The sequence below is a fragment of the Actinacidiphila polyblastidii genome, from assembly GCF_036353415.1.
Taxonomy (GTDB): domain Bacteria; phylum Actinomycetota; class Actinomycetes; order Streptomycetales; family Streptomycetaceae; genus Actinacidiphila; species Actinacidiphila polyblastidii.
In genome coordinates, this window is the sequence record NZ_JAZEWV010000045.1 from 30,899 (window position 1) to 53,527 (window position 22,629).

Below are 22,629 nucleotides of genomic sequence, written 5' to 3' on the forward strand. Positions count from 1 at the left end.
CACCATCCTTTGAACTAGTGCATAATGCTGTTTGTGCTAGGAGAGTATCGGATCACTGGTCGGGGCGCATCGGCTATTGCCGCCGACATCGAGGGCGCGGTCGGCGCGGGAGCGCTGCGGCCGGGCGAAACCCTGCCGCCGCTGCGGGAGTTGGCGCGGGAGCTGGACGTCAACCCGAACACCGTCGCGGCCGCCTACCGGCTGCTGCGCGACCGCGGGGTGATCGAGACGGCGGGCCGCCGCGGCAGCAGGGTGCGGGCCCGGCCCGCGACCGCGCCGCGCGACAGCATCAGGATCGACGTGCCGCCGGGCGTCCGCGACATCTCCACCGGCAACCCGGACGTCGCGCTGCTGCCGCCGCTGGCCGAGGCGCTCGCCGCGGCCGCCGCGCACCACGCGCGCTCGCCCGCCCTCTACGGCGGCCCGCCGGTCGACGCCGACCTGGCGCGGCTCGCCCGCGCCGCCTTCGACGCCGACGGCGTGCCCGCCGGCCCGGTGGGCCTGGCCTCGGGATCGCTGGACGCGATGGAACGGGTGCTGGCCGCCCACCTCAGGCCCGGCGACGCGGTCGCCGTCGAGGACCCGGGCTGGGGCAGCCTGCTGGACCTGGTGCCCGCGCTGGGTCTGCGCGCGGTCCCGGTCGGCGTGGACGACGAGGGCCCGCTGGCCGCCGACGTGGCCCGCGCGCTGGCCGCGGGGGCGCGCGCCCTGGTCGTCACCGACCGCGGGCAGAACCCGACCGGCGCCGCGCTGTCCGCGGACCGCGCGGCGCGGCTGCGGGACCTGCTGGCCGCCCACCGCCAGGTGCTGGTCGTCGACGACGACCACGTGCACGGCCTGACCGCGGAGCCGCTGCACTGCCTGTCCGGCGCCACCGAGCACTGGGCGCTGGTGCGCTCCACCGCCAAGGCGTACGGGCCCGACCTGCGCCTCGCCCTCTACACCGGGGACGCCGTCACCGTCGACCGGGTCCGCGGCCGGCACCGGCTCGGCGCCGGCTGGGTCAGCCACCTGCTGCAGCGCGCGGTGGTCCACCTGTGGCAGAGCGGCGCGCTGGACCCGGACGCGACCGCACGCTCCTACGACGCACGGCGCGAGGCGCTGCTCGCCGCGCTGGCCGACCGCGGGGTCGCCGCGCACGGGCGCAGCGGCATGAACGTCTGGGTCCCGGTCTCCGACGAGACCGGCGCGGTGGCCGGACTGCTGCAGCGGGGCTGGGCGGTCGCGCCCGGCGCCCGCTTCCGGGCGCGGTCGCGGCCCGGCGTGCGGCTGACCGTCTCCCCGCTCGGCCCGCAGGACGTCACGCCGCTCGCCGACGCCGTCGCCGAGGTGCTGCGGCCCACCGGCGCGGGCCGCTACGCCTGAGCGCGGGCCGCTCGCCCGAGCCCGCCGGTCAGATCGCGTCGGCGCGCGCGGCGGCTCTGCCGGCCCGGCCCGGCCTGGGCCGCCGCTGGGTGAGCGCGGCGCCGAACAGGATCACCGCGGCGCCCACCGGTTCGTTCCAGCTCAGGGACTCGCCGAGGAGCAGCGCGCCGGCCGCGGTGGCCACGATCGGTATGAGGTAGGTGACCATCGCGCCGATGGTCGGGCCCTTCTCCGCCACCAGGCCGTACTGCACGAGGAAGGCGAGGCCGGTGCCCAGCGCGCCCAGCGCCAGCACCGACAGCACCGACTTCAGCGGATAGGAGTCCGGCACCGAGGTGAAGAACGGCGTCACCAGCAGGAGCTGTCCCGTGCCGATCGCCAACTGGGCGGCGGACATGGACAGGTTGGAGCTGCCGGTGCCGGCCAGTGTGCGGCGGACGTACGCCCAGCCGACCGCGTAGCTGAAGGCCGCCGTGAGCGCCATGAGCGTGCCCTCGGGGTCCTGGCCGGAGAAGCCCTGCCAGGCGCCGAGGACGGTGAGCACCCCCACGAAGCCGATGCCGACCCCGGCGAACCGCTGCCGCGACGGACGGTCCTCGGAGAGCGCCACCACCGAGACGAGCATCGAGAACAGCGGAGTCGCCGCGTTGCACATCCCGGCCAGCACCGAGGGGATGGTCTGCTCGGCGGTGGCGAACAGCGAGAACGGCAGCGCGTTGAGCAGGAAGGCGGCGACGGTCAGATGCAGCCAGGTGCGCCCGCCGCGCGGCAGCCGCTCGCGCCGGGCGACGAGGGCGACGGCCAGCACGGCGGTGCCGAACACCATCCGGCCCAGGGTCACCTGGAGAGGGGCGAACGCCTCGTTCCCCACCTTCATGAACAGGAAGCTGAACCCCCAGACCAGGCCGAGCGCGACGAAGCGGATCCGCCAGTCCACGAACCGGCCGAGACCGGCGGGCGCGGCCGGGGGAGCCGGGACCGGCGGGGGATCGTCGACGGCCGTCGCAGCCGTGCCGATCTCAGTCGTGCCGATCTCGGTGGTGCGGCGGCTCTCGGTGCTGCTGCGGCTCTCGGCGGGTGCGCTCATGGCACCACGATGGACCGCGGGACCTCTTAGAACAAGCGAGTTTTCTTACACGGACAACGTAGAATCGCTTACATGTTGAGTCTGGAGCGCCTCCGCATCCTGCACGCCATCGACACCTACGGCTCGGTGAGCGCCGCGGCGGACGTGCTGAGCGTGACGACCTCCGCGGTCTCCCAGCAGATGGCCAAGCTGGAGCGGGAGACCGGCCAGTCGCTGCTGGCCAGGAACGGCCGCGGGGTCCGGCTCACCGACGCGGGCCGGCTGCTGTCCGGCCACGCCGAACGGATACTGTCGCTGGTCGAACTGGCCCACGCCGACCTGGAGGCGCACCGCGGCGCCGCCGTCGGCGAGCTGCGGGCCGGCGCGTTCCCCACCGCGGTCCGCGGCCTGTTCCCCGAGGCGCTGCGCGAGCTGCGCCGCGCGCACCCGCAGCTGCGCACCGTCGTCCACGAGCTGGAACCGCAGGACCAGCTGGCCCGGCTGACCCGCGGCGACATCGACCTGGCCATCGTCCTGGACTGGTACAACAAGCCGCTCTCGCTGCCGGGCGGCCTCGCCAAGGCGCCGCTCCTGGACGACATCGTGGACGTCGCGCTGCCCGCGGGCCACCGGCTGGAGGACCGGGAGCTGATCGATCTCGTCGAGCTCGCGGACGAGGACTGGATCGCCTGGCCCGACGGCGGCTTCTGCCACGAGTGGCTGCTGTTCACGCTGCGCGGGAAGGGCATCGAGCCGCGCATCGCCCACCACGCCGAGGAGCACGCCACCGTCCTCGCGCTGGTCGCCGCGGGGCTCGGCGTGGCGGTGATGCCGCGGCTGGGCCGCGACCCGATGCCGGCCGGCGTCCGCATCACCCCGGTGCGCCACACCATGCGCCGCCACGTCTACGCGGTGTGGCGGGCGGACGCCGACCGCCGTCCCGCGATCCGGGCGGCGGTCGACGCGCTGCGCCGCTCGGCCGGCGATCATCCCCGGTGACGCGGCCGGGCGGCGCCGTCTCAGGCCAGCGTCACCTCGCCCCCGGAGACGGTGACCTGCTTGGCCGGAAGGGGCGCGCTCGCCGGGCCGTCGGCGACGCTGCCGTCGGCCACGTGGAACTTGCTGCCGTGGCACGGGCAGCTGATGACGCCGTCGGCGACGCCCGCGACGGTGCAGCCCTGGTGCGTGCAGACCGCGGAGAACGCCTTGAACTGGCCGGCGGTCGGCTGGGTGACGACCACCTTCTGGGCGGCGAAGACCTTGCCGCCGCCGACCGGGATTTCCGAGGTCCTGGCCAGCGCCGTCCCGCCGCCGCCGGCCGCGGCCGAGGTCGTGGGGTCGGAGGACGGGGCGCCGGCGCCGGTGGACGCCCCGCCGGAGGAGGGCGAGTCCGCGCCGCGCTTGGAGCCGGCGGCGGAGTCGGAGCCGGAGCCGCAGGCGGTGAGAACGGCGGCGAGACCCGCGCCGCCCGCCGCGGCGACGACGCCGCGGCGGGAGGGGGACTCGGGGAATCCGGGGTTGTCGGCCATGTGCTGCATCCTGTCCGCTGGTGGGGCCGGGCGGGCGGACAGGTGAGGTCCGGTGCCCGGCGGCGTGCTGTGCTTCACGCGTGCCGGGTCATACGGATCAGGGCGCCGCGGCGTTCAGCGCGGTGCGCAGGAAATCCACCTCGTGCCGCATCAGCCCCTCCACCACCACCTCGTCCGAGGGCGAGTGGGTGACGCGCGACAGCGGCAGCACCTGGTGCGGCCGCCCCGCGGCGAGCAGCGCCGCCGACATCCGCAGGGTGTGCGCCGCCACCACGTTGTCGTCGGCGAGGCCGTGCACCAGCAGCAGCGGCCGGGAGAGCGACGCCGCCTCGGAGATCGGCGAGGAGCGCTCGTACGCCGCGGGGTCCTCGTCCGGGTGGCCGAGGAACCGCTCGCGCCAGTGCGTGTCGTACAGCCGCTGGTCGCTCGGCCCCGCGCCGCAGACCGCCGCGTGGAAGACGTCGGGCCGGCGCAGCACCGCCATCGCGGCCAGCGAGCCGCCGAAGCTCCAGCCGCGGATCGCCACCCGCGTCAGGTCCAGGTCGGGGCAGTGGCTCGCAGCCGCGTGCAGCGCGCGCACCTGGTCCTCCACCGGCGCGGTCAGCGTGTCCCCGTGCACGGTCTTCTCCCACCGCGGGCCCCGCCCCGGAGTGCCGCGGCCGTCCGCCACCACCACCGCGAAGCCCTCCTCGGCGAACCACTGCGCCTGGCACAGCGGTCCGCTCCTGGCGCGCACCGCCAGCTGCATCGCGGGCCCGCCGTACGGCGCGAGGAGCACCGGCAGCGGGCCGACGCCCGGTTCGTACCAGGAGGGCAGCAACAGCGCGGTGCGCAGGGCGCGTTCGCCAGCCCGCAGCCACACCGGGCGCGGCCGCACCAGGGGTTCGGCGGCCAGGTTCGCCACGGGCAGCGATCTCCCGCCCGACGAGAACCGGAACTCCTGGCCGCCCTCGGTGTGCGAGGCGAGCAGCAGGCCCGCGCCGGCCCGCTGCCCCGCGTGCACCCCGGGCCCCTCGCTCAGCCGCACGAGCGGGCCGCCCGCGCCCACGGGCCGCCGGGCCGGGTCGTACGACCACAGGTGCGCCTCGGTCGGCTCGTCGGAGGCGACGAACAGCACCGACTCCCCTTCGACGCCCACCACTTCACGGATCTGCAGTCCTTCGGGCGTCACCGGCCGCCCGTCGACGGTCAGCCGCCGGGTGTCGCCCTCGTCCGCGGTGTGCACCAGCGCGCCGGAGGCGGTGCGGACCGGGGTGCCGGGGATCAGCTGCACCCAGGCCGGGTCGCGCTGCTCGTGCAGCACCCGGGTGGCGCCGCTGCCGGGGTCGCAGTCGAGCACCCGCACGGTCCGCTGGTCGCGGCTCTGCACACCGACGAGCGGGCCGTGCGCGTCCCAGTGCGCGGCGGTCACGTACTCGTAGGCGGTGCGGTCCCAGTCGATCGCGGTCCTGGCGCCGTCCAGGCCGAGGACGTGCAGCGAGACGTCGGCGTTGGCGGTGCCCGCCGCCGGGTAGGGCACCTCGCGCGGCGGGCGGGCCGGGTCGGCCGGGTCGGCGATCCACCAGCGCCGTACCGGCGAGGTGTCCACCCGGGCGACCAGCAGCCGTTCCCCGTCCGGGGCCCACCAGTGGCCGCGGCGCCGGCCCATCGACTCCGCGGCCACGTGCTCGGCCAGCCCGTACGTCACCTCCGGCCCCTCCGGCGCGGCGAGCGTCCGGTCCGCGCCGGAGTCCAGCTCGACGACGTGCAGCGCGCCCGCGGTGACGTAGGCGACGCGGCGGCCCGACGGATCGGGGCGCGGGTCGACGACCGGTCCCGCGGTCGGCACGCGGCGGGTGCGCCCGGTGCCGGGATCGCAGGTCCACAGCGCCGCGTCGAGGGTGAGGACGACCAGGCGCACCGCGGCGTCGGTGGCGTAGCCGACGATCCCCGAGGTGTGCTCGCGGGCCCGCTCGCGCCGGACGCGTTCGGCCTCGGGCAGCTCGGCGGGCGCGCCGCCCGCGAGGTCGGCCGGGTCGGCCAGCAGGCGCTCGCCGCCGGCGTCGCGCCGCCAGAGGCAGGACACCGGGTCCTCGGCGCCGCGCGTGCGCAGGAAAAGCACCCCGTCGCCCTCGGGCGTGAGGGTGAAGGCGCGCGGGACGCCGAGCGCGAAGCGCCGGGTGCGGGCGAACTGGCGGGGGAAGCCGCGGTGGTCGGGGGAGCGCGGGCGATCCCGGCGGTCGGGGGAGTCCTGGGTACCGGAGGTGATCTTGTCCATGAGGGCAGTCTTCTCCGCATAACCTGGGGGGATGGTGAGAGAAGTGACCGGGATCCGGTACGTGACGCCGCTGCGTGAGGGCGGCTCGGTGCCCGGTGTGGTCGAGGCGGACGACCTCGGCACCTACGTGGTGAAGTTCGTCGGCGCGGCCCAGGGCCGCAAGGCGCTCGTCGCCGAGATGATCGCGGGAGAGCTCGGCAGGCGGCTGGACCTGCGGGTGCCCGAACTCGTGCGCTTCGACTTCGATCCGGTGATCGGGCTCGGCGAACCGGACCAGGAGATCCAGGACCTGCTCAAGGCGAGCGGCGGGCTCAACCTGGGGATGGACTTCCTGCCCGGCTCCCTCGGCTTCGATCCGCTGGTGTTCACCGTGGATCCCGCGGAGGCGAGCCGCATCGTGTGGTTCGACGCGCTCATCGGCAACGCCGACCGGTCGTGGCGGAATCCTAACATGCTGGTCTGGCACCGGGACCTGTGGCTGATCGACCACGGGGCCTCCCTGATCTGGCACCACAACTGGGCGTCCGCGCAGGCGGCTTCGGCCAAGCCGTACGACGCCTCGGACCACGCGCTGAGCCGCTTCTCACCCGATCCTGCGGCAGTGGCCGAGGAGTTGGCGGCCAAGGTCACCGACGACCTGCTCGCCGAGGTCACTTCACTGGTGCCCGACGAGTGGCTCACCGGCGAGCCGGGCTTCGACACGCCGGACGACGTGCGCGCCGCCTACCGCGAACTGCTGGGCGCCCGCGCGGTGGACGTCCACGAGCGGATCACCATGGCGCCGGGGCGGCGCGAGAAGCAGCCGCCGCCGGAGTGGCTGCGGCCGTGGGTCGAGGGACACGCCGACGGGAAGGGATCGCGGTGAACGGGCGGGACGTCTTCGAGTACGCGCTCGTCCGCGTGGTGCCGCGGATCGAGCGCGGCGAGATGATCAACGCGGGCGTGCTGGTGTACTGCCGCGCGCAGGGATACGTGGGCGCCCGGGTGCACCTGGACGAGGCCCGGCTGCGCTGCCTGGACCCGTCGATCGATGTCGACGGCGTACGGGCGGCGCTGCGCGGCTACCAGGGCGTCTGCGGCGGCGGCGAGGGCGCGGGCCAGGCGGCGGGGGACGACCCGGGGCGCCGCTTCCGCTGGCTCACCGCGCCGCGCTCCACGGTGGTCCAGCCCGGCCCCATCCACACCGGCCTGACCGCGGACGCCGCGCGTGAGGCGGACCGGCTGCTGGAGCTGCTGGTCCGCTGATCGCGTCCCTCCCGGGTGCGCGGCCGGGAGGGACGCGGCCGCACGCGCCCCCGGTGTCCGTGCGGTCAGCCACATCCCCCGTGGTGACGTTGACACAGGGTCACGGCGCTCCTACGGTTTCGGCTACGGGACCTACTAAGCGGTCGCTCATGCGCGGGACGTGCGGGCGGCTCCACCACCGGGCTTGAGGAGACACAGATGTCCACCACCGAGCAGCGCGTCGCGATCGTCACCGGGGCCGCCCGCGGGATCGGCGCCGCCACCGCCGTACGGCTGGCCGCCGAAGGCCGCGCCGTCGCGGTACTCGACCTCGACGAGGACGCCTGCAAGGACACCGTCGCCACCATCACCGCGGCCGGCGGCCGGGCGCTGGCGGTCGGCGCGGACGTGTCGGACGAGGCGCAGGTCGAGGCCGCCGTCGCCAAGGTCGCGGCCGAGCTGGGCGCGCCCACCATCCTGGTCAACAACGCCGGCGTGCTCCGCGACAACCTGCTCTTCAAGATGACCGCCGCCGACTGGGACACCGTGCTGGGCGTGCACCTGCGCGGCGCCTTCCTGATGACCCGCGCCGTCCAGAAGCACATGGTGGACGCGAAGTTCGGCCGGGTGGTGAACCTCTCCTCGTCCTCCGCGCTCGGCAACCGCGGCCAGGCGAACTACTCGGCGGCCAAGGCGGGCATGCAGGGCCTCACCAAGACCCTCGCCATCGAGCTGGGCAAGTTCGGCGTCACCGCCAACGCCGTCGCCCCCGGCTTCATCGCCACCGACATGACCGCCGCCACCGCCGCGCGCGTCGGCATGGGCTTCGAGGACTTCAAGACCGCCGCCGCCGGCCAGATCCCGGTCCAGCGGGTCGGCGAGCCGGACGACGTCGCCAACGCCGTGGCCTTCTTCACCGGTGAGGCGGCCGGCTTCGTCTCCGGTCAGGTGCTGTACGTGGCCGGCGGCCCGCTCGACTGACGCCCGCACCCGCCCGCGCCGTCCCCACCGGTCCTCCGCGCCCGCCGCCCGTCCCGGCGGCGGCCCTGCCGATCCGCCACGTCAAGAAGGCCCAGCACATGATTCAGCTCCCCCCGGAAAGCGGCCGCGCCGCACTCGTCACCGGCGCAAGCCGCGGCATCGGCTACGGCATCGCCGAGGCGCTCGTCGCCCGCGGTGACCGCGTCTGCATCACCGGACGCAACGAGGACGCCCTCAATGCGGCGGTGGAAAGCCTCGGCAGCGACCGCGTCATCGGCGTCGCCGGCAAGGCCCACGACGAGGCCCACCAGGCCGTCGCCGTCGAGCGCGCCATGGCGGCCTTCGGCCGGATCGACTACCTGGCCAACAACGCGGGCACCAACCCCGTCTACGGCCTGCTCGCCGACCTCGACCTCGGCGTCGCGCGCAAGGTCTACGAGACCAACGTGATCTCCGCGCTCGGTTTCGCCCAGCAGACCTGGCGGGCCTGGCAGAAGGACAACGGCGGCGCGATCGTCAACGTCGCCTCCGTCGCGGGCCTCGCGCCCTCCCCGCTCATCGGCGCCTACGGCGTCAGCAAGGCCGCGCTGGTCAACCTGACCGTGCAGCTCGCCGCGGAGATGGCGCCCGGCGTGCGGGTCAACTCCGTCTCGCCCGCCGTGGTGAAGACGAAGTTCGCCGCCGCCCTCTACGAGGGACGCGAGGAGGAGGCCGCCGCGGCCTACCCGCTGGGCCGGCTCGGCGTACCGGAGGACATCGGCGGCGCCGCCGCCTTCCTGCTCTCCGAGCAGGCCGCCTGGATCACCGGCCAGAACCTGGTCATCGACGGCGGGCTGTTCCTCCAGGCCGGCCACTGACACGGGGGCGCCGCGCGCGGGCGCTGCCGGCGGGCCTGGAGGAACAGCCCGCCGTCGGTGAGGGCGCTGTCAGCGGGTGGGGCTAGGTTCTGAGGCAGCAACGGATCGCTTACCGGAGGTTCCCGACGTGCCCAGCATGCTGCCCGACTCCTGGCAGGCCGCTCTCGGCGAGGAGTTGGACAAGCCCTACTTCCAGCAGCTCGCCGAGTTCGTCGAGGCCGAGCGGCGCGAGCACCGCGTCTTCCCGCCGCGGGACCAGGTGTTCGCCGCCCTGGAGGCCACGCCGTTCGACCAGGTGAAGGTGCTGATCCTCGGCCAGGACCCGTACCACGGCGAGGGGCAGGGCCACGGGCTGTGCTTCTCGGTGCGGCCCGGGGTCAGGACCCCGCCGTCGCTGCGCAACATCTTCAAGGAGCTGCGGGACGAGTTCGGCTACCCGGTGCCGGACAACGGCTACCTGATGCCCTGGGCCGAGCAGGGCGTCCTGCTGCTCAACGCGGTGCTCACGGTCCGCGAGGGCGAGGCCAACTCCCACAAGGGCAGGGGCTGGGAGAAGTTCACCGACGCGGTGATCACGGCGGTCTCCGGCCGCCCCGACCCCGCGGTGTTCGTCCTGTGGGGGAACTACGCGAAGAAGAAGCTGCCGCTGATCGACACCGAGCGGCACGCCGTCATCCAGGGCGCCCACCCGTCGCCGCTGTCCGCCAAGCTCTTCCTCGGCAGCAAGCCGTTCGGGCAGATCGACGAAGCGGTCAAGGCGCAGGGCCACGCGCCGATCGACTGGCGCGTCCCGGACCTCGCCGCGCAGCGCTGAGCGCGCAGCTCTGAACGGCCGCTTCCGCACGCCGGGTGCGGACGGACGGGAGCGGGTTCCGGCAATCCGTGCCGGCCCGCCGCCGTCGCTCGCCCGCCGTCGCTCACCGGCCGCCCGCCTCCGGTCTCCGCATCCGGCGTCGCGTCAACCGCCGTACGCGCCGCGGCAGATGCGCGCCGCGGGGCTGCCGCCCGACCAGCCGCCGTACGTCCGCCCGAGCCGGCACACGTCGGGGGCGCGGCCCACGAGCGGCGCCGGAGGAACGGTGCCCGACCGGTTCGTGCCGGGCCGGAAGGCGGGCCGCCGCCGGCCCGAACGGCCGCGCCGGCGCTCCGGGTCCGGCGCGGCGGCCCCCACCCGTGTGGCCGGTGCGGGCCGGACCTCCGCCGGCGCCGGGTGCGGCGTCGACGCGACGTCCGGACCCGTCGTGCCGATCGCCTGGTGCACCGGCGGCGCGGACGGCGGTCCGGACCGGGCGCCCGTCGCCCCGTCCGGGTGCGCGGCGCCTGCGGCCACGGCGGCCGGGTGGGACGACAGGGACGGCCCTGAAGGCCGCGGGGCGGGGGAGACGGTGGCGCAGCCGGCCGCGGCCCAGGCCGCCACCAGCACCACTACGAGGGGGAGAGGACGCACCCGGCCAACTCTGCACGAACCAGGAGTGATCGGGTATTCCCCGCAGGAGTGAACCTCCGGCCGACACCGTATGCTGCGGTGACGGCACCCCCGCCACCAGCGGAAACGGGCCGTCGCGGCGGTCCACCCCACACAGCGGCCGGCGGCGGCGCCCGGCGCCGGGCCACCGGCGACGACAGGAGCAGGCATGGCATCCGGCAGCGCCCCACTGAAGATCGGCGTCATCGGGCTCGGTGACATCGCACAGAAGGCGTACCTGCCCGTGCTGGCCGCGCAGCCGGGCCTCGAACTGCACCTGCAGACCCGCACCCCCGCCACGCTCGACCGGGTCGGCGACGCCCTCCGGCTGCCGAACCGGCACACCACCCTCGACGCCCTGCTCGACCAGGGCCTCGACGCCGCCTTCGTGCACGCGCCGACCACCCACCACGTGGAGATCGCCGAGCGGCTGATCGAGGCGGGCGTCCCCGCGTACGTCGACAAGCCCCTCGCCTACGACCTGGCCGGCGCCCGGCGCGTGGTGACGCTCGCCGAGGAGCGCGGCGTGCCGCTGATGGTCGGCTTCAACCGCCGCTACGCACCCGGCTACGCGCAGTGCCTGGACCACCCGCGCGACCTGATCCTGATGCAGAAGAACCGTGTCGGCCTCGCCGAGGAGCCGCGCGGTGTGATCTTCGACGACTTCGTGCACGTCGTCGACACGCTGCGCTTCCTCGCCCCGGGCCCGGTCGAGCGGATCACGGTGTCGGCCCGGCTGGAGCGCGGCCTGCTGCACCACGTGGTGCTCCAGTTGTCGGGCGACGGCTTCACCGCGATCGGCTCGATGAACCGGATGAGCGGCTCCACCGAGGAGAGCCTCGACGTCAGCGGCGCCGACTCACGTCGCCAGGTGCTCAACCTCGCCGAGGTCGTCGACCACAAGGGTCAGCCGACGGTCCGCCGCCGCGGCGACTGGGTGTCCGTCGCCCGCCAGCGCGGCATCGAGCAGATCACCCTGGCGTTCCTGGACGCGGTCCGCTCCGGTGCGCCGCTCGACGGCCACGACGCGCTGCTCACCCACGAGCTGTGCGAGCGCATCGTCACGGAGATTCTTCCGGCCTAGCGTCCCGGGACCCCGGCGCGGCGGGCGTCGCCTTCGCTCCGCCGGACCCGCCGGACGAGGCTGTCGGCCCGGCTGAGGCCGTCGGCGCGCCGGAGGCTGCAGGGCGGGTGGCGCCGGCCCGCGCCACCGGCCGCGGCGGCGCCCCCACCGGGAGGAGGTCGTCGTCCGGCTGCGGGCCCCTGAACCGCCGTGTCACCTCGTACGCGAGCGCCGACAGCACCAGCAGCAGCGCCACCCGCGGCACCCAGTCGCCGAAGCGCACATAGGGGCTCACCCCGGTCGCCAGCGGCACCTGGTACACCGCGGTGGTGCTCGCGCCGGTGCCGATCCGGTCGCCGACCGGCCGGCCGTGCGCGTCGTAGACCGCGCTGATCCCGGTGAGCGTCGCGTGCACCATCGGGCGCCAGGTCTCGGCCGCGCGCAGCGCCGCCAGCGAGGCGTGCTGCGCGGGCGCCCAGCTGTGCTGGAAGGACGAGGTGGAGGACTGCGCGACGAGCAGCTGGACGCCGTCGCCCGCCAGATGACGGCTCATGTCGGGGAAGGCCGACTCGAAGCACACCAGCGGCCCGAACCGCAGCGCCCCGGTGTCCATCACCACCTGGCGGGTGCCCGGCCTGCGGTCCTCGCCCGCCGCCTTGCCCACCGACGTGGCCCAGCCGAGCACCGACCGCAGCGGGATGTACTCGCCGAAGGGCACCAGCCGCATCTTGTCGTACGTCGGCCCGACCACCCCCCGCGGGCCGATCAGCTCCGAGGTCTTGGAGATGCCGCTGCCGTCCGCCTTCTCCGCGTCCACGTTGACCAGCAGGTCGGCGCCGACCTGCCGGGACAGCGAGGCGAGCTGCCCGGCCATGGCCGGGTGGGAGGTCAGGTCGGCGCCGACGCTGCTCTCCCCCCACACCACGAGGTCGGCGTGGGTGCCCGCCAGCCGCCGGGTCAGCGCGACCTCCCGCGCGAAGCGGGCCCCGGGGGTCGCGACGACCCCCGGCTGCACCACGGCGACCCGCACCGAGCCGCGGGCGTGCGGGCGCGGCGCCCACAGTGCGACGGAGGCCGTCGCCACGCCCGCGGCGAGCAGCCCGAGCACCGCGGGCCTGCGCAGCGCGGGCACCGCGAGGAAGAGCGCGACGCAGGTGTTCACGAGCACCACGACGAAGCTGACCAGCCACACTCCGCCGACTGACGCGAGCCGCAGCGCGGGCGTCACCTGCCACTGGCTGGCGCCCAGCAGCCCCCAGGGGCCGCCCAGGTACTGCCAGGAGCGCGCCAGCTCCACCATCAGCCACGCGGACGGCAGCAGCACCAGCGCCGCCCCGGCCTGCCGCGGCCCGGCGCCCGCACCGAGCAGGCGGCGCACCAGCCATCCCCAGGGCGCCCACAGCGCGCCCAGCAGCAGTGCCAGCGCGAAGATGAAGACGGTCAGGCTCGGCAGCAGCCAGTGGTGCACGGCGAGCATGAAGCCGGCGCCGCCGAACCATCCGTCGCGAGCGGCCGTCCGTGCGGTGTCCGCCGAGCGGGCGAGCAGCATCCACGGCACCAGGGCCACGTACGCCAGCCACCACAGCGAGGGCGCGGGAAAGGCCAGCGCGGGGAGCGCGCCCGCCGCCGCCGCCGCGAATCCGCGCACCCAGGCCGACCTGGTCCGCGCTGCGGTGCGCGCCCCGGCGGTGACGGTCATACGCACTCCCTCGGCTGTCCCCGTACGCTCTACCCCCGCCCCGGCGCACCATACCGGCCGGCGGATCACCGTCAGGGCGGGCGGCGCGGGCCGCGGCCGCCCGGCTCAGGGCAGCCGGTTCCAGGCGGTCAGCACATGGCGGCCGTGCTCCATGCCCAGCCGGCTGACGGTGCCGGTGGCTAGCTGGAAGAGGGCGCCGTCGGCGGGCGGCAGGCCGAGCCGGCGCGCGGTGAGCACCCGCAGCAGGTGGGCGTGGGCGACCAGCACCACGTCGCCGCCCTCGCCGTTGGCGAAGGCCGCGTCGGCCCTGGCGAGCACCCGGTCGACGCGGTCGCCGACCTCCTCCGCGCCCTCCCCGGGATGGCCCTCGGGCCCCTCGGGGACGCCGTCGGTCCACAGGTCCCAGCTCGGGCGGGTCTTGTGGATCGCCCGGGTGGTCACCCCCTCGTAGCCGCCGTAGTCCCACTCGACGAGGTCGGGGTCGATCCTGGAGTGGTCGAGGCCGGCGAGCTTCGCGGTGTCGCGGGCCCGCTGCATCGGACTGGTCAGCACCCGCGCGATGTGCCGCGACGCAAGCAGCGGCGCCAGGCTGCGGGCCTGCTCCTCGCCGTGCGGCGTCAGCGGGATGTCGGTATAGCTCGTGTGCTGCCCGGACAGGGTCCACTCGGTCTCGCCGTGGCGGATCAGAACCAGCTCACCCATCGGACACCTCCCGTGACGCCCCTCGGCGCCACGTTGTGATCATATGCGCTGTCGCACGACGGCGCCCCGGGCGGCACGGCCGTCCCCCGTCCCATGAACGGCGGCGAACGGGAAAGCCTTCCTCTCACGTGCCGTCAGTACGATGGCGGGCAGCGCGCCGGAGCCGCCCCCGGCCGGGGGCGGCGAGCCGGGCGACGCCGGCGGAGCACCGCCGGTCGGCAGGCCACCAGCACAGGAGCCGTTATGGACGACGCCCCCCGCACCTACGACGTCGTGGTCATCGGCGCGGGTCCGGTCGGCGAGAACGTCGCCGACCGCACCCGGGCCGCCGGGCTGACGACGGTCGTCGTGGAGAGCGAACTGGTGGGCGGGGAGTGCTCGTACTGGGCCTGCATGCCCAGCAAGGCGCTGCTGCGCCCGGTGATCGCGCGGGCGGACGCCCGCCGGCTGCCGGGCCTGGACCAGGCGGTCGCCGGGCCGCTGGACACGGCGGCGGTGCTGGCTAGGCGCGACGAGTTCGCCTCGCACTGGAAGGACGACGGCCAGGTCGGCTGGCTGGAGTCGGTCGGCGTCGACCTGGTCCGCGGCCACGCCCGGCTCGACGGCCCCCGCGCGGTCACCGTCACCACCGCGGACGGCGGCACCGTACGGCTGACCGCCCGTCACGCGGTGGCGGTCTGCACCGGCACCGCCGCGGCGCTGCCCGAGCTGCCCGGTCTCACCGATGTGGCGCCGTGGACCAGCCGGGAGGCCACCAGCGCGAAGGAGGCGCCCGGCCGCCTCGTGGTGGTCGGCGGCGGCGTGGTCGCGGTCGAGATGGCCACCGCCTGGCAGGCGCTGGGCTCGCAGGTCACGGTGCTGGTCAGGGGTCGGGCGCTGCTGCCGCGGATGGAGCCCTTCGCCGGCGAACTGGTCGCCGACGGGCTGCGCGAGGCGGGCGCCGACGTGCGGTACGGCGTGTCGGTGACGTCCGTGGCGCGCGAAGGCGGCCGCCCCGACGGCGAACTGCGCGTCGTCCTCGACGACGGCGGGGAGCTCACCGCCGACGAGATCCTCTTCGCCACCGGGCGCACCCCGCGGACCGGGGACATCGGCCTGGAGACGGTCGGGCTCACCCCCGGCGGCTGGCTGACCGTCGACGACACCTGCCGGGTGACCGGCGTCGAGGACGGCTGGCTGTACGCGGTGGGCGACGTCAACCACCGCGCGCTCCTCACCCACCAGGGCAAGTACCAGGCCAGGATGGCCGGTGCGGCGATCGGCGCGCGCGCCCAGGGCGCGCCGGTCGACGACGCGCCCTGGGGCGCGCACGTCGCCACCGCCGACATCGCCGCGGTGCCGCAGGTGGTCTTCACCGACCCCGAGATCGGCTCGGTCGGGCTGACCGCGGCCGAGGCGGAGCGCGCCGGGCTGCGGGTGCGGACGGTGGACCACGACCTCGCGAACACCGCGGGCGCGAGCCTGTACGCGGACGGCTACCGGGGCAGGGCGCGGATGGTGGTGGACCTGGACGCGGGACATCTGGTGGGGGTGACCTTCGCCGGGCCGGGCGTGGGTGAGCTGCTGCACTCCGCGACGATCGCGGTGGTCGGCCGGGTGCCGGTGGACCGGCTCTGGCACGCCGTGCCGTCCTATCCCACGGTCAGCGAGGTGTGGCTGCGGCTGCTGGAGACGTACCGGGGCTGAACCGCCCCGGGGGTGCGGGTGCGGCTGCGGCTGCGGCTGCGGGCAGGGGTGCGGTGGTCCCGGCCTGCGGCCGTCCCTGCGCCCCCGCGGGGGCGCGGTGGGACGCCGTCAGGCGCCGAGCCCGGCGTACAGCGCCTCCACGCCCTGCGACAGGGCCGACTTGACCTGCGTGGCGGTGTCGTCGGCGGTGACCTCCGGGTCGCCGGCCGCGAACCCGGCGAGCGCGGCGCGGACGATGTCGGCCGGCGCGGACTTGGGCACGTCGAGGTGGGAGATGAGGTCGGTGTCGACGTAGCCCATGTGCAGGGCCGTGACCTGGGTCTGCTGGGACGCCAGCCCGACGCGCAGCGCGTTGGTGAGCGACCACTCGGCGGACTTCGCGGCGCAGTAGGCCGCGCTCTCGGGCGTCGAGAACCAGGACAGCGCGGAGAGCACGTTGATGATGCCGCCGCCGCCGTTGCGGCCGAGGATCGGCGCGAAGGCCCGGCTGACCGTCAGGGTGCCGAGCACGTGGGTCTCGAACTCGCGTCGCCAGTCGTCGAGCGCGCCGTCCAGCAGGGTGGCGCCGGAGGAGATGCCCGCGTTGTTGACCAGCAGGTCCACGTCGCCGGCCTGCTCGGCCGCGGCGCGTACCGACTCCGGGTCGGTGACGTCCAGGCGCAGCGGCTCCGCGCCGGGCACGGTGACCTTCCGCGGGTCGCGCGCCGCCGCGTAGACCTTGGCGGCCCCGCCGTCGAGCAGCGCCTGGACGAAGGTCGCGCCGATGCCGCGGTTGCCACCGGTGACCAGTGCGACCGAGCCGTTGATCTTCATGGGGAGTCCTTCGGGGGAGGAGCGGCAGAACGGAGGAAACCGATCTGTTTCCTCGACTGTAGACCGATCTGTTTCCCCTGTCGAGCCGGCGCGCTAACCTGGGCCCATGACCATGACGACACCCGGGTCCGCGCAGGCCAAGCCGCCGCCGCGCGAGCGCCTGCTCGACGCGGCGGCCGACCTCTTCTACCGGCGGGGCACCGCCACCGGTGTCGACGCGCTGTGCAAGGCCGCCGGGGTGTCCAAGCGCTCGATGTACCAGCTGTTCGCCGGCAAGGACGAGGTGCTCGCCGCCGCGCTGGAGCGGATCGGACCGCCGCTGGAGGCCGCGCTGCTGCCCCCGCCGGACGCCCCCGCGGACCCGCGCGCCCGCATCCTGTACGTCTTCGAGCGGATGGAGGAGGCCGCCGCGCAGGCCGGGTACCACGGCTGCCCGTACCTGTCCGCTCAGGTGGAGCTGAAGGACCCGGCGCACCAGGCGAGTGTGGTCGCCGCCCGCAACAAGCAGCAGATGACCGCCCACTTCCTTACCGAGGCCGAGCGGGCCGGCGCGGCCGACCCCGAACTGGTCGCGCGCCGGCTGATGGTGGTCTACGACGGCGCGAGCGCCCGCGCCGGCATCGGCTCGGAACACCTCGACGGCCTCTCGGCCGGGCTGGCCGCCCTCGTGCTGGACGCCGCCGGGATCACCGGCGCGGGCGCGGCCGGCTCCGGGGCCGCCGGCTGAGCCCAGGCACCGCCCGCCCGCGCCCGGCGCTGTCCGGGTGTGTCCGCGGTGCGCCGGCGTGTCCACGATGCGGTCAGGTGTTTGACCGCTTTCGGCCCCGCCGGTTACGTTGCGCGGCATGCAGCGAACCACACATCTCACGACGCGGGGTCACGTCGACCTCAAGCGCGTGTGCTCCGCTGCGTGTCACCAGGTCTGAGCGCCCGGCCCGAGCGCCACCGCTCGGGTGCAACGGACGTGCCCGCCCCGCCGGTTCACCGCCGGCGCGGCCGTGGCGCACGCCCCCGCCCCGCCGACCTGGGAAGGCTCCCGTGGCAGCAACCCCGCACGACCGCAGGCCCGTCCGCCCGACTCCGCGCCCCCTCGACGACCGGCAGGCCGCCGCCCGGCAGCCTCCCGCCCCGCAGCCGCGCGACGCGCCGACCCGGCTGCGCCGCAGGGCCGTGCCGTACGTCCCCGGCGTGCGGCGCGGTTCCGCGCCGGGCGCGGTGCTGGGCGCGATCCTCGACCACGGGCCGGTCGCCCGCAGCACCGTGGCCCGCCTCACCGGCCTGTCGCCGGCCGCGGTCAGCGGGCACTGCGCGCAGTTCCTGGCCCGCGGTCTGGTCGTCGAGCGCCCGGAGACGACCGGACCGCGAGGACTCGGCCGCCCGCACATCCCGCTGGAGATCGACACCGCCAGGCACCTGGTGGCCGGCGCCCACATCGCGGTCGCCCACTCGACCGTGTCGCTGATGGATCTGCGCGGCGCGATCGTCGCGGAGGACCGCAGGGCCCACTCCAGGCCCCGCCCCGACCCCGATGAGGTGGTCGGCGACCTGGCCGCACGGCTCGCCGGGCTGATCGCCGCACACGCCGCAGGCCGCACCGTGCTCGCGCTCGGCCTGGCCACCGGCTACTGGGTGGACCCCGGGGCCGGGGTGATCGTCGACCATCCGCGGCTCGGCTGGCGCGACGTGCCGGCCGGCCGGATGCTCGAGGCGGCGACCGGGCTGCCGGTGCACGTCGACAGCCACTCGCGCGCGCTGGCCCGCGCCGAGCAGCTCCTCGGCGACGCGGCGGCCCGGGAGAGCAGCGTGCTGCTCTTCGTCGGCGCCGTCGTGGACGCTGCGTTCGCCACCGCGGGGGCGGTGCACCGCGGGCCGCGCTCCGGCGCGGGCAGCGTCGCCCACCTGCCGCTCGGCCCCGACGAGCCGTACGCCGACCGGGCCGCCGAGCCGTGCGCCTGCGGCACGCCGCGCTGCCTGCAGTCCGCGGTCAGCGAACCCACCCTGCTGCGGCAGGCGTGGGCCCGCGGGCTGCCGGTGCGGGTCTTCGGCGACGTGCTGGAACTGGCGAAGGCGGGGGACCCCGCCGCGGTGGAGATCTTCCGGCGCAGGGCCCGGCTGGTCGGGCGGGTCGCGGCGCTGCTGCTCGACATGTTCGACCCCGAGGTGCTGGTGGTCGTCGAACCCGGCGCCGGCTGGCTCCCGGAGTGCCTGGCCGAGCTGCGCGCCGAGGTCGCCGCGCGCTCCTGGGTCTGCGACGACCCGGAACGGGCCGTGGTGCCCAGCAGCTTCACCGGATCGGTGCTGCCCGTCGCCGGCGGCGCGGTGGCCCTCGGCGCGCTCTACGCCGATCCGCTCGGACCGTGGCCGGTGCTGCCCGCGGTGTCCTGACCGGCCGCCCGATCGATGTACCCGACGCCCGACTTAATTCAGCGAGTCGCATTGTTGACCACCGAAAACGCCGACAGGACAATGGATTCATGACCAGTGAGCAGCGGAATGCGCAAGGCGTGCCGGCATCGGCCCGCCGCCTCCGTACGGCCGTGGTCCCGGCCTGCGGGTGCGCCCCGGGCTGCTGTTGTCGCACGTCGCGCGCGTGTTGTCGGCGCTCCACCGCCGGTCCGCGTACGGGATCGGCCGCCTTCTCCCGCGTGACGCGGTAAGCAGCGAAGCGGGCGCCGCCCGGCGGCGCCGAAAGGGCGCCCGCTCCCCGCACTTTCGCTCCCTCTTTTCTCCTTCGTGATTCCCGCGGCCGCGCCGTGCGTCGACGCCGCGACGCGATCCGCCGCGCCGCCACAGCGCGGGGTGACGCGTCGCGCCCTGACTCCGTCGCCGGAGCCCGCTGCCTGTCCTCCTGTTGTTCCTGCCTTCCATCGATCTGGGGGAGACGTTGACCGTCACCATGTCCTCGGTTCCCGCGACGGGCATCGGCCCCGAGCGGTTCAAGAAGATCTTCCGCAACCATCCCGCCGGGGTGGTCGTCGTCACCGTGGACGCCGGCCGCGGGCCCGCGGGCTTCACCGCGACCTCGCTCACGTCGCTGTCGCTGACCCCGCCGCTGGTCTCCTTCGGGATCGGCGTCACCGCCTCCTCCTGGCCGCACGTCGAGCAGGCGGACAGCGCGGTCGTCAACTTCCTCGGCGCCGACCAGGAGGACCTCGCCCGGCGGTTCGCCACCAGCGGCATCGACCGCTTCGCCGGGCCGACCGCGTGGCGGCGGCTGGAGCACGGCCAGCCGGTGCTCGACGGCGTCAGCGGCTGGCTGCGGACCCGCGTCGAGCAGATCGTGCCGGCCGGCGACCACCGCATCGTCATCGCACGGGTGGAGGAGTCCTGGCTCGACGAGGGCCGCGCGCCGCTGCTCTTCCACAACGGCGCCTACCACTCGCTCTGACCGCCGGTCCGCACCCGTCTCCCGCACCCACCGGGAGCCGGTGGTGCACAGCACCGCCCCGGCGTCCCGTCCACCGCACCGCGCGTAAGGAGAACCCCGCATGACCCGCAGCACCGACCGCAAACCGCTGCACCTCAACGCCTTCCTGATGTCCGTCGGCCACCACGAGGCCGCCTGGCGGCTCCCGGAGAGCCCGGCCTCGGGCGGCACCGACATCGAGCACTACAAGAACCTCGCGCGGATCGCCGAACGCGGCCGCCTGGACTCGCTGTTCCTCGCGGACAGCCCGGTGCTGATGGGCGATCCGGGCCGGCGTCCCGGCAGCAAACTGGAGCCGACCGTGCTGCTGACCGCACTCGCCGGTGTCACCGAGCACATCGGCCTCATCGCGACCGCCTCGACCAGCTACAACGAGCCCTACAACCTGGCCCGCAGGTTCGCCTCGGTGGACCACATCTCCGGCGGCCGGGCCGGCTGGAACATCGTCACCACCGCGGGCGCCGAGGCGGCCCGCAACTTCGGCCTCGACGACACCCCGCTGCACCGCGAACGCTACCTGCGCGCCGCGGAGTTCGTGGACGTGGCGACGAAGCTCTGGGACAGCTGGGCCGACGACGCGGTGCTCGCCGACAAGGACCTCGGTGTGCACGCGCAGGCCGACAAGGTGCGCAGCATCGACCACAGGGGCGCGTACTTCCGGGTCGACGGCCCGCTCAACGTGCAGCGCTCCCCGCAGGGTTACCCGCTGCTGGTGCAGGCCGGCTCCAGCGAGGACGGCAAGGACTTCGCGGCGCGCTACGCCGAGGCCGTCTTCACCGCGCAGCAGACCCTGGAGGAGGCCATCGCGTTCTACCAGGACGTCAAGCAGCGCGCGATCGGCTTCGGCCGCGACCCCGAGGGCGTCAAGATCCTGCCCGGCATCGTGCCGGTGATCGGCGACACCGAGGCGCAGGCGCTGGAGCTGGACGCCGAACTCGACCGCCTGATCCGCCCGGAGTACGCCAAGCGGCAGCTCGCCAAGACCCTGCGGCTGGACCCGGACACCCTCGACCTCGACGCCGAACTGCCCGGCGACATCCCCAGCGAGGACGAGATCGAGGGCGCCAAGAGCCGCTTCACGCTCATCGTGGAGCTCGCCCGCCGCGAGCGGCTGACGGTACGTCAGCTCATCGGCCGGCTCGGCGGCGGCCGCGGCCACCGCACCTTCGCGGGCACTGCGGAGCAGGTCGCCGACACCATCGAGCACTGGTACGACGCGGGGGCCGCGGACGGCTTCAACATCATGCCGGCCGTACTGCCCTCCGGCCTCGAGCTGTTCGTCGACCGCGTGGTGCCGATCCTCCAGGAACGCGGGCTGTTCCGCAATGAGTACACCGGCCGCACGCTGCGCGAGCACTACGGGCTGCCGCGGCCCGCCAACCGCCTCTTCGAGGCCGCGCCGACCGGCGGCGACCACCTCGGCATCGCCCTCGCGGACGCCCGATGACCGGGTACCGCCCGTTCGGGCGCACCGGTGTCCAGGTGAGTCCGCTGTGCCTGGGCACCATGATGTTCGGCCCGCGCGGCAACCCGGACCACGACGACGCGGTGCGGATCATCCACCACGCACTGGACTCCGGTATCAACTTCGTGGACACCGCCGACGTCTACTCGGCCGGCGAGTCCGAGACCATCGTCGGCAAGGCGCTGGCCGGGGGCCGCCGCGACAACGTGGTGCTGGCCACCAAGTTCCACGGCGCGCTGGGCGCCGACGTCAACGAGCAGGGCAACTCCCGCCGCTGGATCGTCCGCGAGGTCGAGAACAGCCTGCGCCGCCTCGGCACCGACTGGATCGACCTCTACCAGGTCCACCGGCCCGAGCCCGGCACGGACTTCGACGAGACGCTCGGCGCGCTCACCGACCTCGTCCGGCAGGGCAAGATCCGCTACATCGGCACCTCCACCTTCGAGCCCTCGGCCATCGTCGAGGGCCAGTGGATCGCCGAACGCCGCGGCCGGGAACGGGTGGTGGCCGAGCAGCCGCCGTACTCGCTGCTCGCCCGCGGCATCGAACGGGAGGTGCTGCCGGTCGCCCAGCGCCACGGGCTCGCGGTGCTGTCCTGGTCCCCGCTGGCCGGCGGCTGGCTGTCCGGGCGCTACCGCACCGGCGGCGGCCAGCCGGCATCGAGCCGCGCCGAACGGCAGGCGGCCCGGTTCGACGTCTCCTCGCCGGAGAACGCCGCGAAGCTCGCCGCCGCCGAGGCCCTCGCGCGGCTCGCCGACGAGGCCGGCCTGACGCTCGTCCAACTGGCCCTGGCCTTCGTGCTGGAGCACCCGGCAATCACCTCGGCCATCATCGGCCCGCGCACCTTCGAACAGCTCGACGGGCAACTGGGCGCGGACAAGGTCACGTTGAGCCGGGACGTGCTCGACAGGATCGATGAGATCGTGCCGCCCGGCGTCAACCTCTCGGCCCGCGACGCGGGTTACACCCCGCCCGCCCTCGCCGACTCCGCGCTGCGCCGTCGGCACGCCTGCCCCCCGGCCGGGGGGGG

General features: G+C 75.0%; 21 protein-coding genes. 14 read left to right on the forward strand and 7 right to left on the reverse strand.

The features are described 5' to 3' along the window. The first annotated feature begins 24 nt into the window (after positions 1-24). Positions 25-1,365: an aminotransferase class I/II-fold pyridoxal phosphate-dependent enzyme gene (locus V2S66_RS31110; protein ID WP_330800098.1), complete on the forward strand. Its 1,341-nt coding sequence runs from the start codon at positions 25-27 to the stop codon at positions 1,363-1,365. A gap of 28 nt (positions 1,366-1,393) precedes the next feature. Here the strand turns inward: V2S66_RS31110 and V2S66_RS31115 are convergent, their stop codons facing one another. Continuing rightward, a complete protein-coding gene (locus V2S66_RS31115; RefSeq protein ID WP_330800099.1) occupies positions 1,394-2,452 on the reverse strand; it encodes a DMT family transporter in 1,059 nt (352 codons plus the stop codon). Positions 2,453-2,524: 72 nt separating this feature from the next. Between V2S66_RS31115 and V2S66_RS31120 the strand changes: the two genes are divergently transcribed. Further along, positions 2,525-3,430 (forward strand): LysR family transcriptional regulator, encoded by a 906-nt coding sequence (locus tag V2S66_RS31120; RefSeq protein ID WP_330800100.1) that lies wholly within the window; start codon positions 2,525-2,527, stop codon positions 3,428-3,430. A 20-nt stretch (positions 3,431-3,450) separates the two neighbouring features. On the opposite strand, the gene V2S66_RS31125 is transcribed toward V2S66_RS31120, so the two are convergent. Further along, complete coding sequence (locus tag V2S66_RS31125) at positions 3,451-3,960, reverse strand: Rieske (2Fe-2S) protein (protein WP_330800101.1); 510 nt, start codon at positions 3,958-3,960, stop codon at positions 3,451-3,453. A gap of 97 nt (positions 3,961-4,057) precedes the next feature. After that, positions 4,058-6,217: a S9 family peptidase gene (locus V2S66_RS31130; protein ID WP_330800102.1), complete on the reverse strand. Its 2,160-nt coding sequence runs from the start codon at positions 6,215-6,217 to the stop codon at positions 4,058-4,060. A 31-nt stretch (positions 6,218-6,248) separates the two neighbouring features. On the opposite strand from V2S66_RS31130, the gene V2S66_RS31135 reads away from it, so the two are divergent. The 5 genes from V2S66_RS31135 to ung all read left to right on the forward strand — a co-directional run bounded on the left by V2S66_RS31135 (position 6,249) and on the right by ung (position 10,093). Next, positions 6,249-7,082 carry a HipA family kinase gene (locus V2S66_RS31135; protein ID WP_330800103.1) on the forward strand — a complete coding sequence of 278 codons (834 nt, stop codon included), beginning with the start codon at positions 6,249-6,251 and terminating at the stop codon, positions 7,080-7,082. Next, the gene (locus V2S66_RS31140) at positions 7,079-7,462 is read left to right on the forward strand and encodes a DUF3037 domain-containing protein (protein ID WP_330800104.1); all 384 of its coding nucleotides are present in this window, start codon (positions 7,079-7,081) and stop codon (positions 7,460-7,462) included. The genes V2S66_RS31135 and V2S66_RS31140 overlap by 4 nt, the downstream gene beginning before the upstream one ends. Positions 7,463-7,660: 198 nt before the next feature. Then, the gene (locus V2S66_RS31145; protein WP_330800105.1) at positions 7,661-8,422 is read left to right on the forward strand and encodes an SDR family oxidoreductase; all 762 of its coding nucleotides are present in this window, start codon (positions 7,661-7,663) and stop codon (positions 8,420-8,422) included. 98 nt (positions 8,423-8,520) lie between these two features. Beyond that, on the forward strand, positions 8,521-9,279 hold the full coding sequence (locus tag V2S66_RS31150) for an SDR family oxidoreductase (RefSeq protein WP_330800106.1): 759 nt from the start codon (positions 8,521-8,523) through the stop codon (positions 9,277-9,279). Between the two features lie 136 nt (positions 9,280-9,415). Then, positions 9,416-10,093, forward strand: coding sequence for a uracil-DNA glycosylase (ung, locus tag V2S66_RS31155; protein WP_330800118.1), 678 nt, complete (start codon positions 9,416-9,418; stop codon positions 10,091-10,093). 144 nt (positions 10,094-10,237) lie between these two features. Here the strand turns inward: ung and V2S66_RS31160 are convergent, their stop codons facing one another. Further along, positions 10,238-10,726: a hypothetical protein gene (locus V2S66_RS31160; RefSeq protein WP_330800107.1), complete on the reverse strand. Its 489-nt coding sequence runs from the start codon at positions 10,724-10,726 to the stop codon at positions 10,238-10,240. Positions 10,727-10,934: 208 nt separating this feature from the next. On the opposite strand from V2S66_RS31160, the gene V2S66_RS31165 reads away from it, so the two are divergent. Beyond that, the gene (locus V2S66_RS31165) at positions 10,935-11,828 is read left to right on the forward strand and encodes a Gfo/Idh/MocA family protein (RefSeq protein WP_330800119.1); all 894 of its coding nucleotides are present in this window, start codon (positions 10,935-10,937) and stop codon (positions 11,826-11,828) included. Here the strand turns inward: V2S66_RS31165 and lnt are convergent. Together lnt and V2S66_RS31175 are read right to left on the reverse strand one after the other, a co-directional pair. Next, a complete protein-coding gene (gene lnt, locus V2S66_RS31170; RefSeq protein ID WP_330800108.1) occupies positions 11,806-13,506 on the reverse strand; it encodes an apolipoprotein N-acyltransferase in 1,701 nt (566 codons plus the stop codon). The genes V2S66_RS31165 and lnt overlap by 23 nt on opposite strands. A 105-nt stretch (positions 13,507-13,611) precedes the next feature. Then, the gene (locus V2S66_RS31175; RefSeq protein ID WP_330800109.1) at positions 13,612-14,208 is read right to left on the reverse strand and encodes a histidine phosphatase family protein; all 597 of its coding nucleotides are present in this window, start codon (positions 14,206-14,208) and stop codon (positions 13,612-13,614) included. 243 nt (positions 14,209-14,451) lie between these two features. Between V2S66_RS31175 and V2S66_RS31180 the strand changes: the two genes are divergently transcribed. Beyond that, a complete protein-coding gene (locus V2S66_RS31180) occupies positions 14,452-15,894 on the forward strand; it encodes a dihydrolipoyl dehydrogenase family protein (RefSeq protein ID WP_330800110.1) in 1,443 nt (480 codons plus the stop codon). A 108-nt stretch (positions 15,895-16,002) separates the two neighbouring features. Here the strand turns inward: V2S66_RS31180 and V2S66_RS31185 are convergent, their stop codons facing one another. After that, on the reverse strand, positions 16,003-16,707 hold the full coding sequence (locus tag V2S66_RS31185) for an SDR family oxidoreductase (protein ID WP_330800111.1): 705 nt from the start codon (positions 16,705-16,707) through the stop codon (positions 16,003-16,005). A gap of 112 nt (positions 16,708-16,819) precedes the next feature. Here V2S66_RS31185 and V2S66_RS31190 point away from each other — a divergent pair, with 112 nt between their 5' ends. The 5 genes from V2S66_RS31190 to V2S66_RS31210 all read left to right on the forward strand — a co-directional run. Beyond that, positions 16,820-17,434 carry a TetR/AcrR family transcriptional regulator gene (locus V2S66_RS31190; protein WP_330800120.1) on the forward strand — a complete coding sequence of 205 codons (615 nt, stop codon included), beginning with the start codon at positions 16,820-16,822 and terminating at the stop codon, positions 17,432-17,434. 428 nt (positions 17,435-17,862) lie between these two features. Next, positions 17,863-19,092: an ROK family transcriptional regulator gene (locus V2S66_RS31195; protein ID WP_413966523.1), complete on the forward strand. Its 1,230-nt coding sequence runs from the start codon at positions 17,863-17,865 to the stop codon at positions 19,090-19,092. A 511-nt stretch (positions 19,093-19,603) separates the two neighbouring features. Continuing rightward, complete coding sequence (locus tag V2S66_RS31200; RefSeq protein WP_330800113.1) at positions 19,604-20,095, forward strand: flavin reductase family protein; 492 nt, start codon at positions 19,604-19,606, stop codon at positions 20,093-20,095. Positions 20,096-20,195: 100 nt separating this feature from the next. Then, positions 20,196-21,581: an LLM class flavin-dependent oxidoreductase gene (locus V2S66_RS31205; protein ID WP_330800114.1), complete on the forward strand. Its 1,386-nt coding sequence runs from the start codon at positions 20,196-20,198 to the stop codon at positions 21,579-21,581. After that, the coding region (locus V2S66_RS31210; RefSeq protein ID WP_330800115.1) for an aldo/keto reductase at positions 21,578-22,629 on the forward strand (1,052 nt) is incomplete at its 3' end. The genes V2S66_RS31205 and V2S66_RS31210, both read left to right, overlap by 4 nt.

Excerpts from the sequence above, each read along its gene's own strand:
- V2S66_RS31130 (WP_330800102.1), bottom strand. The coding sequence starts at position 6,217 with ATGGACAAGATCACCTCCGGTACCCAGGACTCCCCCGACCGCCGGGAT.
- V2S66_RS31190 (WP_330800120.1), top strand. The coding sequence starts at position 16,820 with ATGACGACACCCGGGTCCGCGCAGGCCAAGCCGCCGCCGCGCGAGCGC.
- V2S66_RS31180 (WP_330800110.1), top strand. The coding sequence starts at position 14,452 with ATGGACGACGCCCCCCGCACCTACGACGTCGTGGTCATCGGCGCGGGT.
- V2S66_RS31175 (WP_330800109.1), bottom strand. The coding sequence starts at position 14,208 with ATGGGTGAGCTGGTTCTGATCCGCCACGGCGAGACCGAGTGGACCCTG.
- V2S66_RS31205 (WP_330800114.1), top strand. The coding sequence starts at position 20,196 with ATGACCCGCAGCACCGACCGCAAACCGCTGCACCTCAACGCCTTCCTG.
- V2S66_RS31135 (WP_330800103.1), top strand. The coding sequence starts at position 6,249 with ATGGTGAGAGAAGTGACCGGGATCCGGTACGTGACGCCGCTGCGTGAG.
- V2S66_RS31200 (WP_330800113.1), top strand. The coding sequence starts at position 19,604 with ATGTCCTCGGTTCCCGCGACGGGCATCGGCCCCGAGCGGTTCAAGAAG.
- V2S66_RS31150 (WP_330800106.1), top strand. The coding sequence starts at position 8,521 with ATGATTCAGCTCCCCCCGGAAAGCGGCCGCGCCGCACTCGTCACCGGC.
- V2S66_RS31120 (WP_330800100.1), top strand. The coding sequence starts at position 2,525 with ATGTTGAGTCTGGAGCGCCTCCGCATCCTGCACGCCATCGACACCTAC.
- V2S66_RS31145 (WP_330800105.1), top strand. The coding sequence starts at position 7,661 with ATGTCCACCACCGAGCAGCGCGTCGCGATCGTCACCGGGGCCGCCCGC.
- V2S66_RS31115 (WP_330800099.1), bottom strand. The coding sequence starts at position 2,452 with ATGAGCGCACCCGCCGAGAGCCGCAGCAGCACCGAGAGCCGCCGCACC.
- V2S66_RS31110 (WP_330800098.1), top strand. The coding sequence starts at position 25 with ATGCTGTTTGTGCTAGGAGAGTATCGGATCACTGGTCGGGGCGCATCG.
- V2S66_RS31125 (WP_330800101.1), bottom strand. The coding sequence starts at position 3,960 with ATGGCCGACAACCCCGGATTCCCCGAGTCCCCCTCCCGCCGCGGCGTC.
- ung (WP_330800118.1), top strand. The coding sequence starts at position 9,416 with ATGCTGCCCGACTCCTGGCAGGCCGCTCTCGGCGAGGAGTTGGACAAG.
- V2S66_RS31185 (WP_330800111.1), bottom strand. The coding sequence starts at position 16,707 with ATGAAGATCAACGGCTCGGTCGCACTGGTCACCGGTGGCAACCGCGGC.
- lnt (WP_330800108.1), bottom strand. The coding sequence starts at position 13,506 with ATGACCGTCACCGCCGGGGCGCGCACCGCAGCGCGGACCAGGTCGGCC.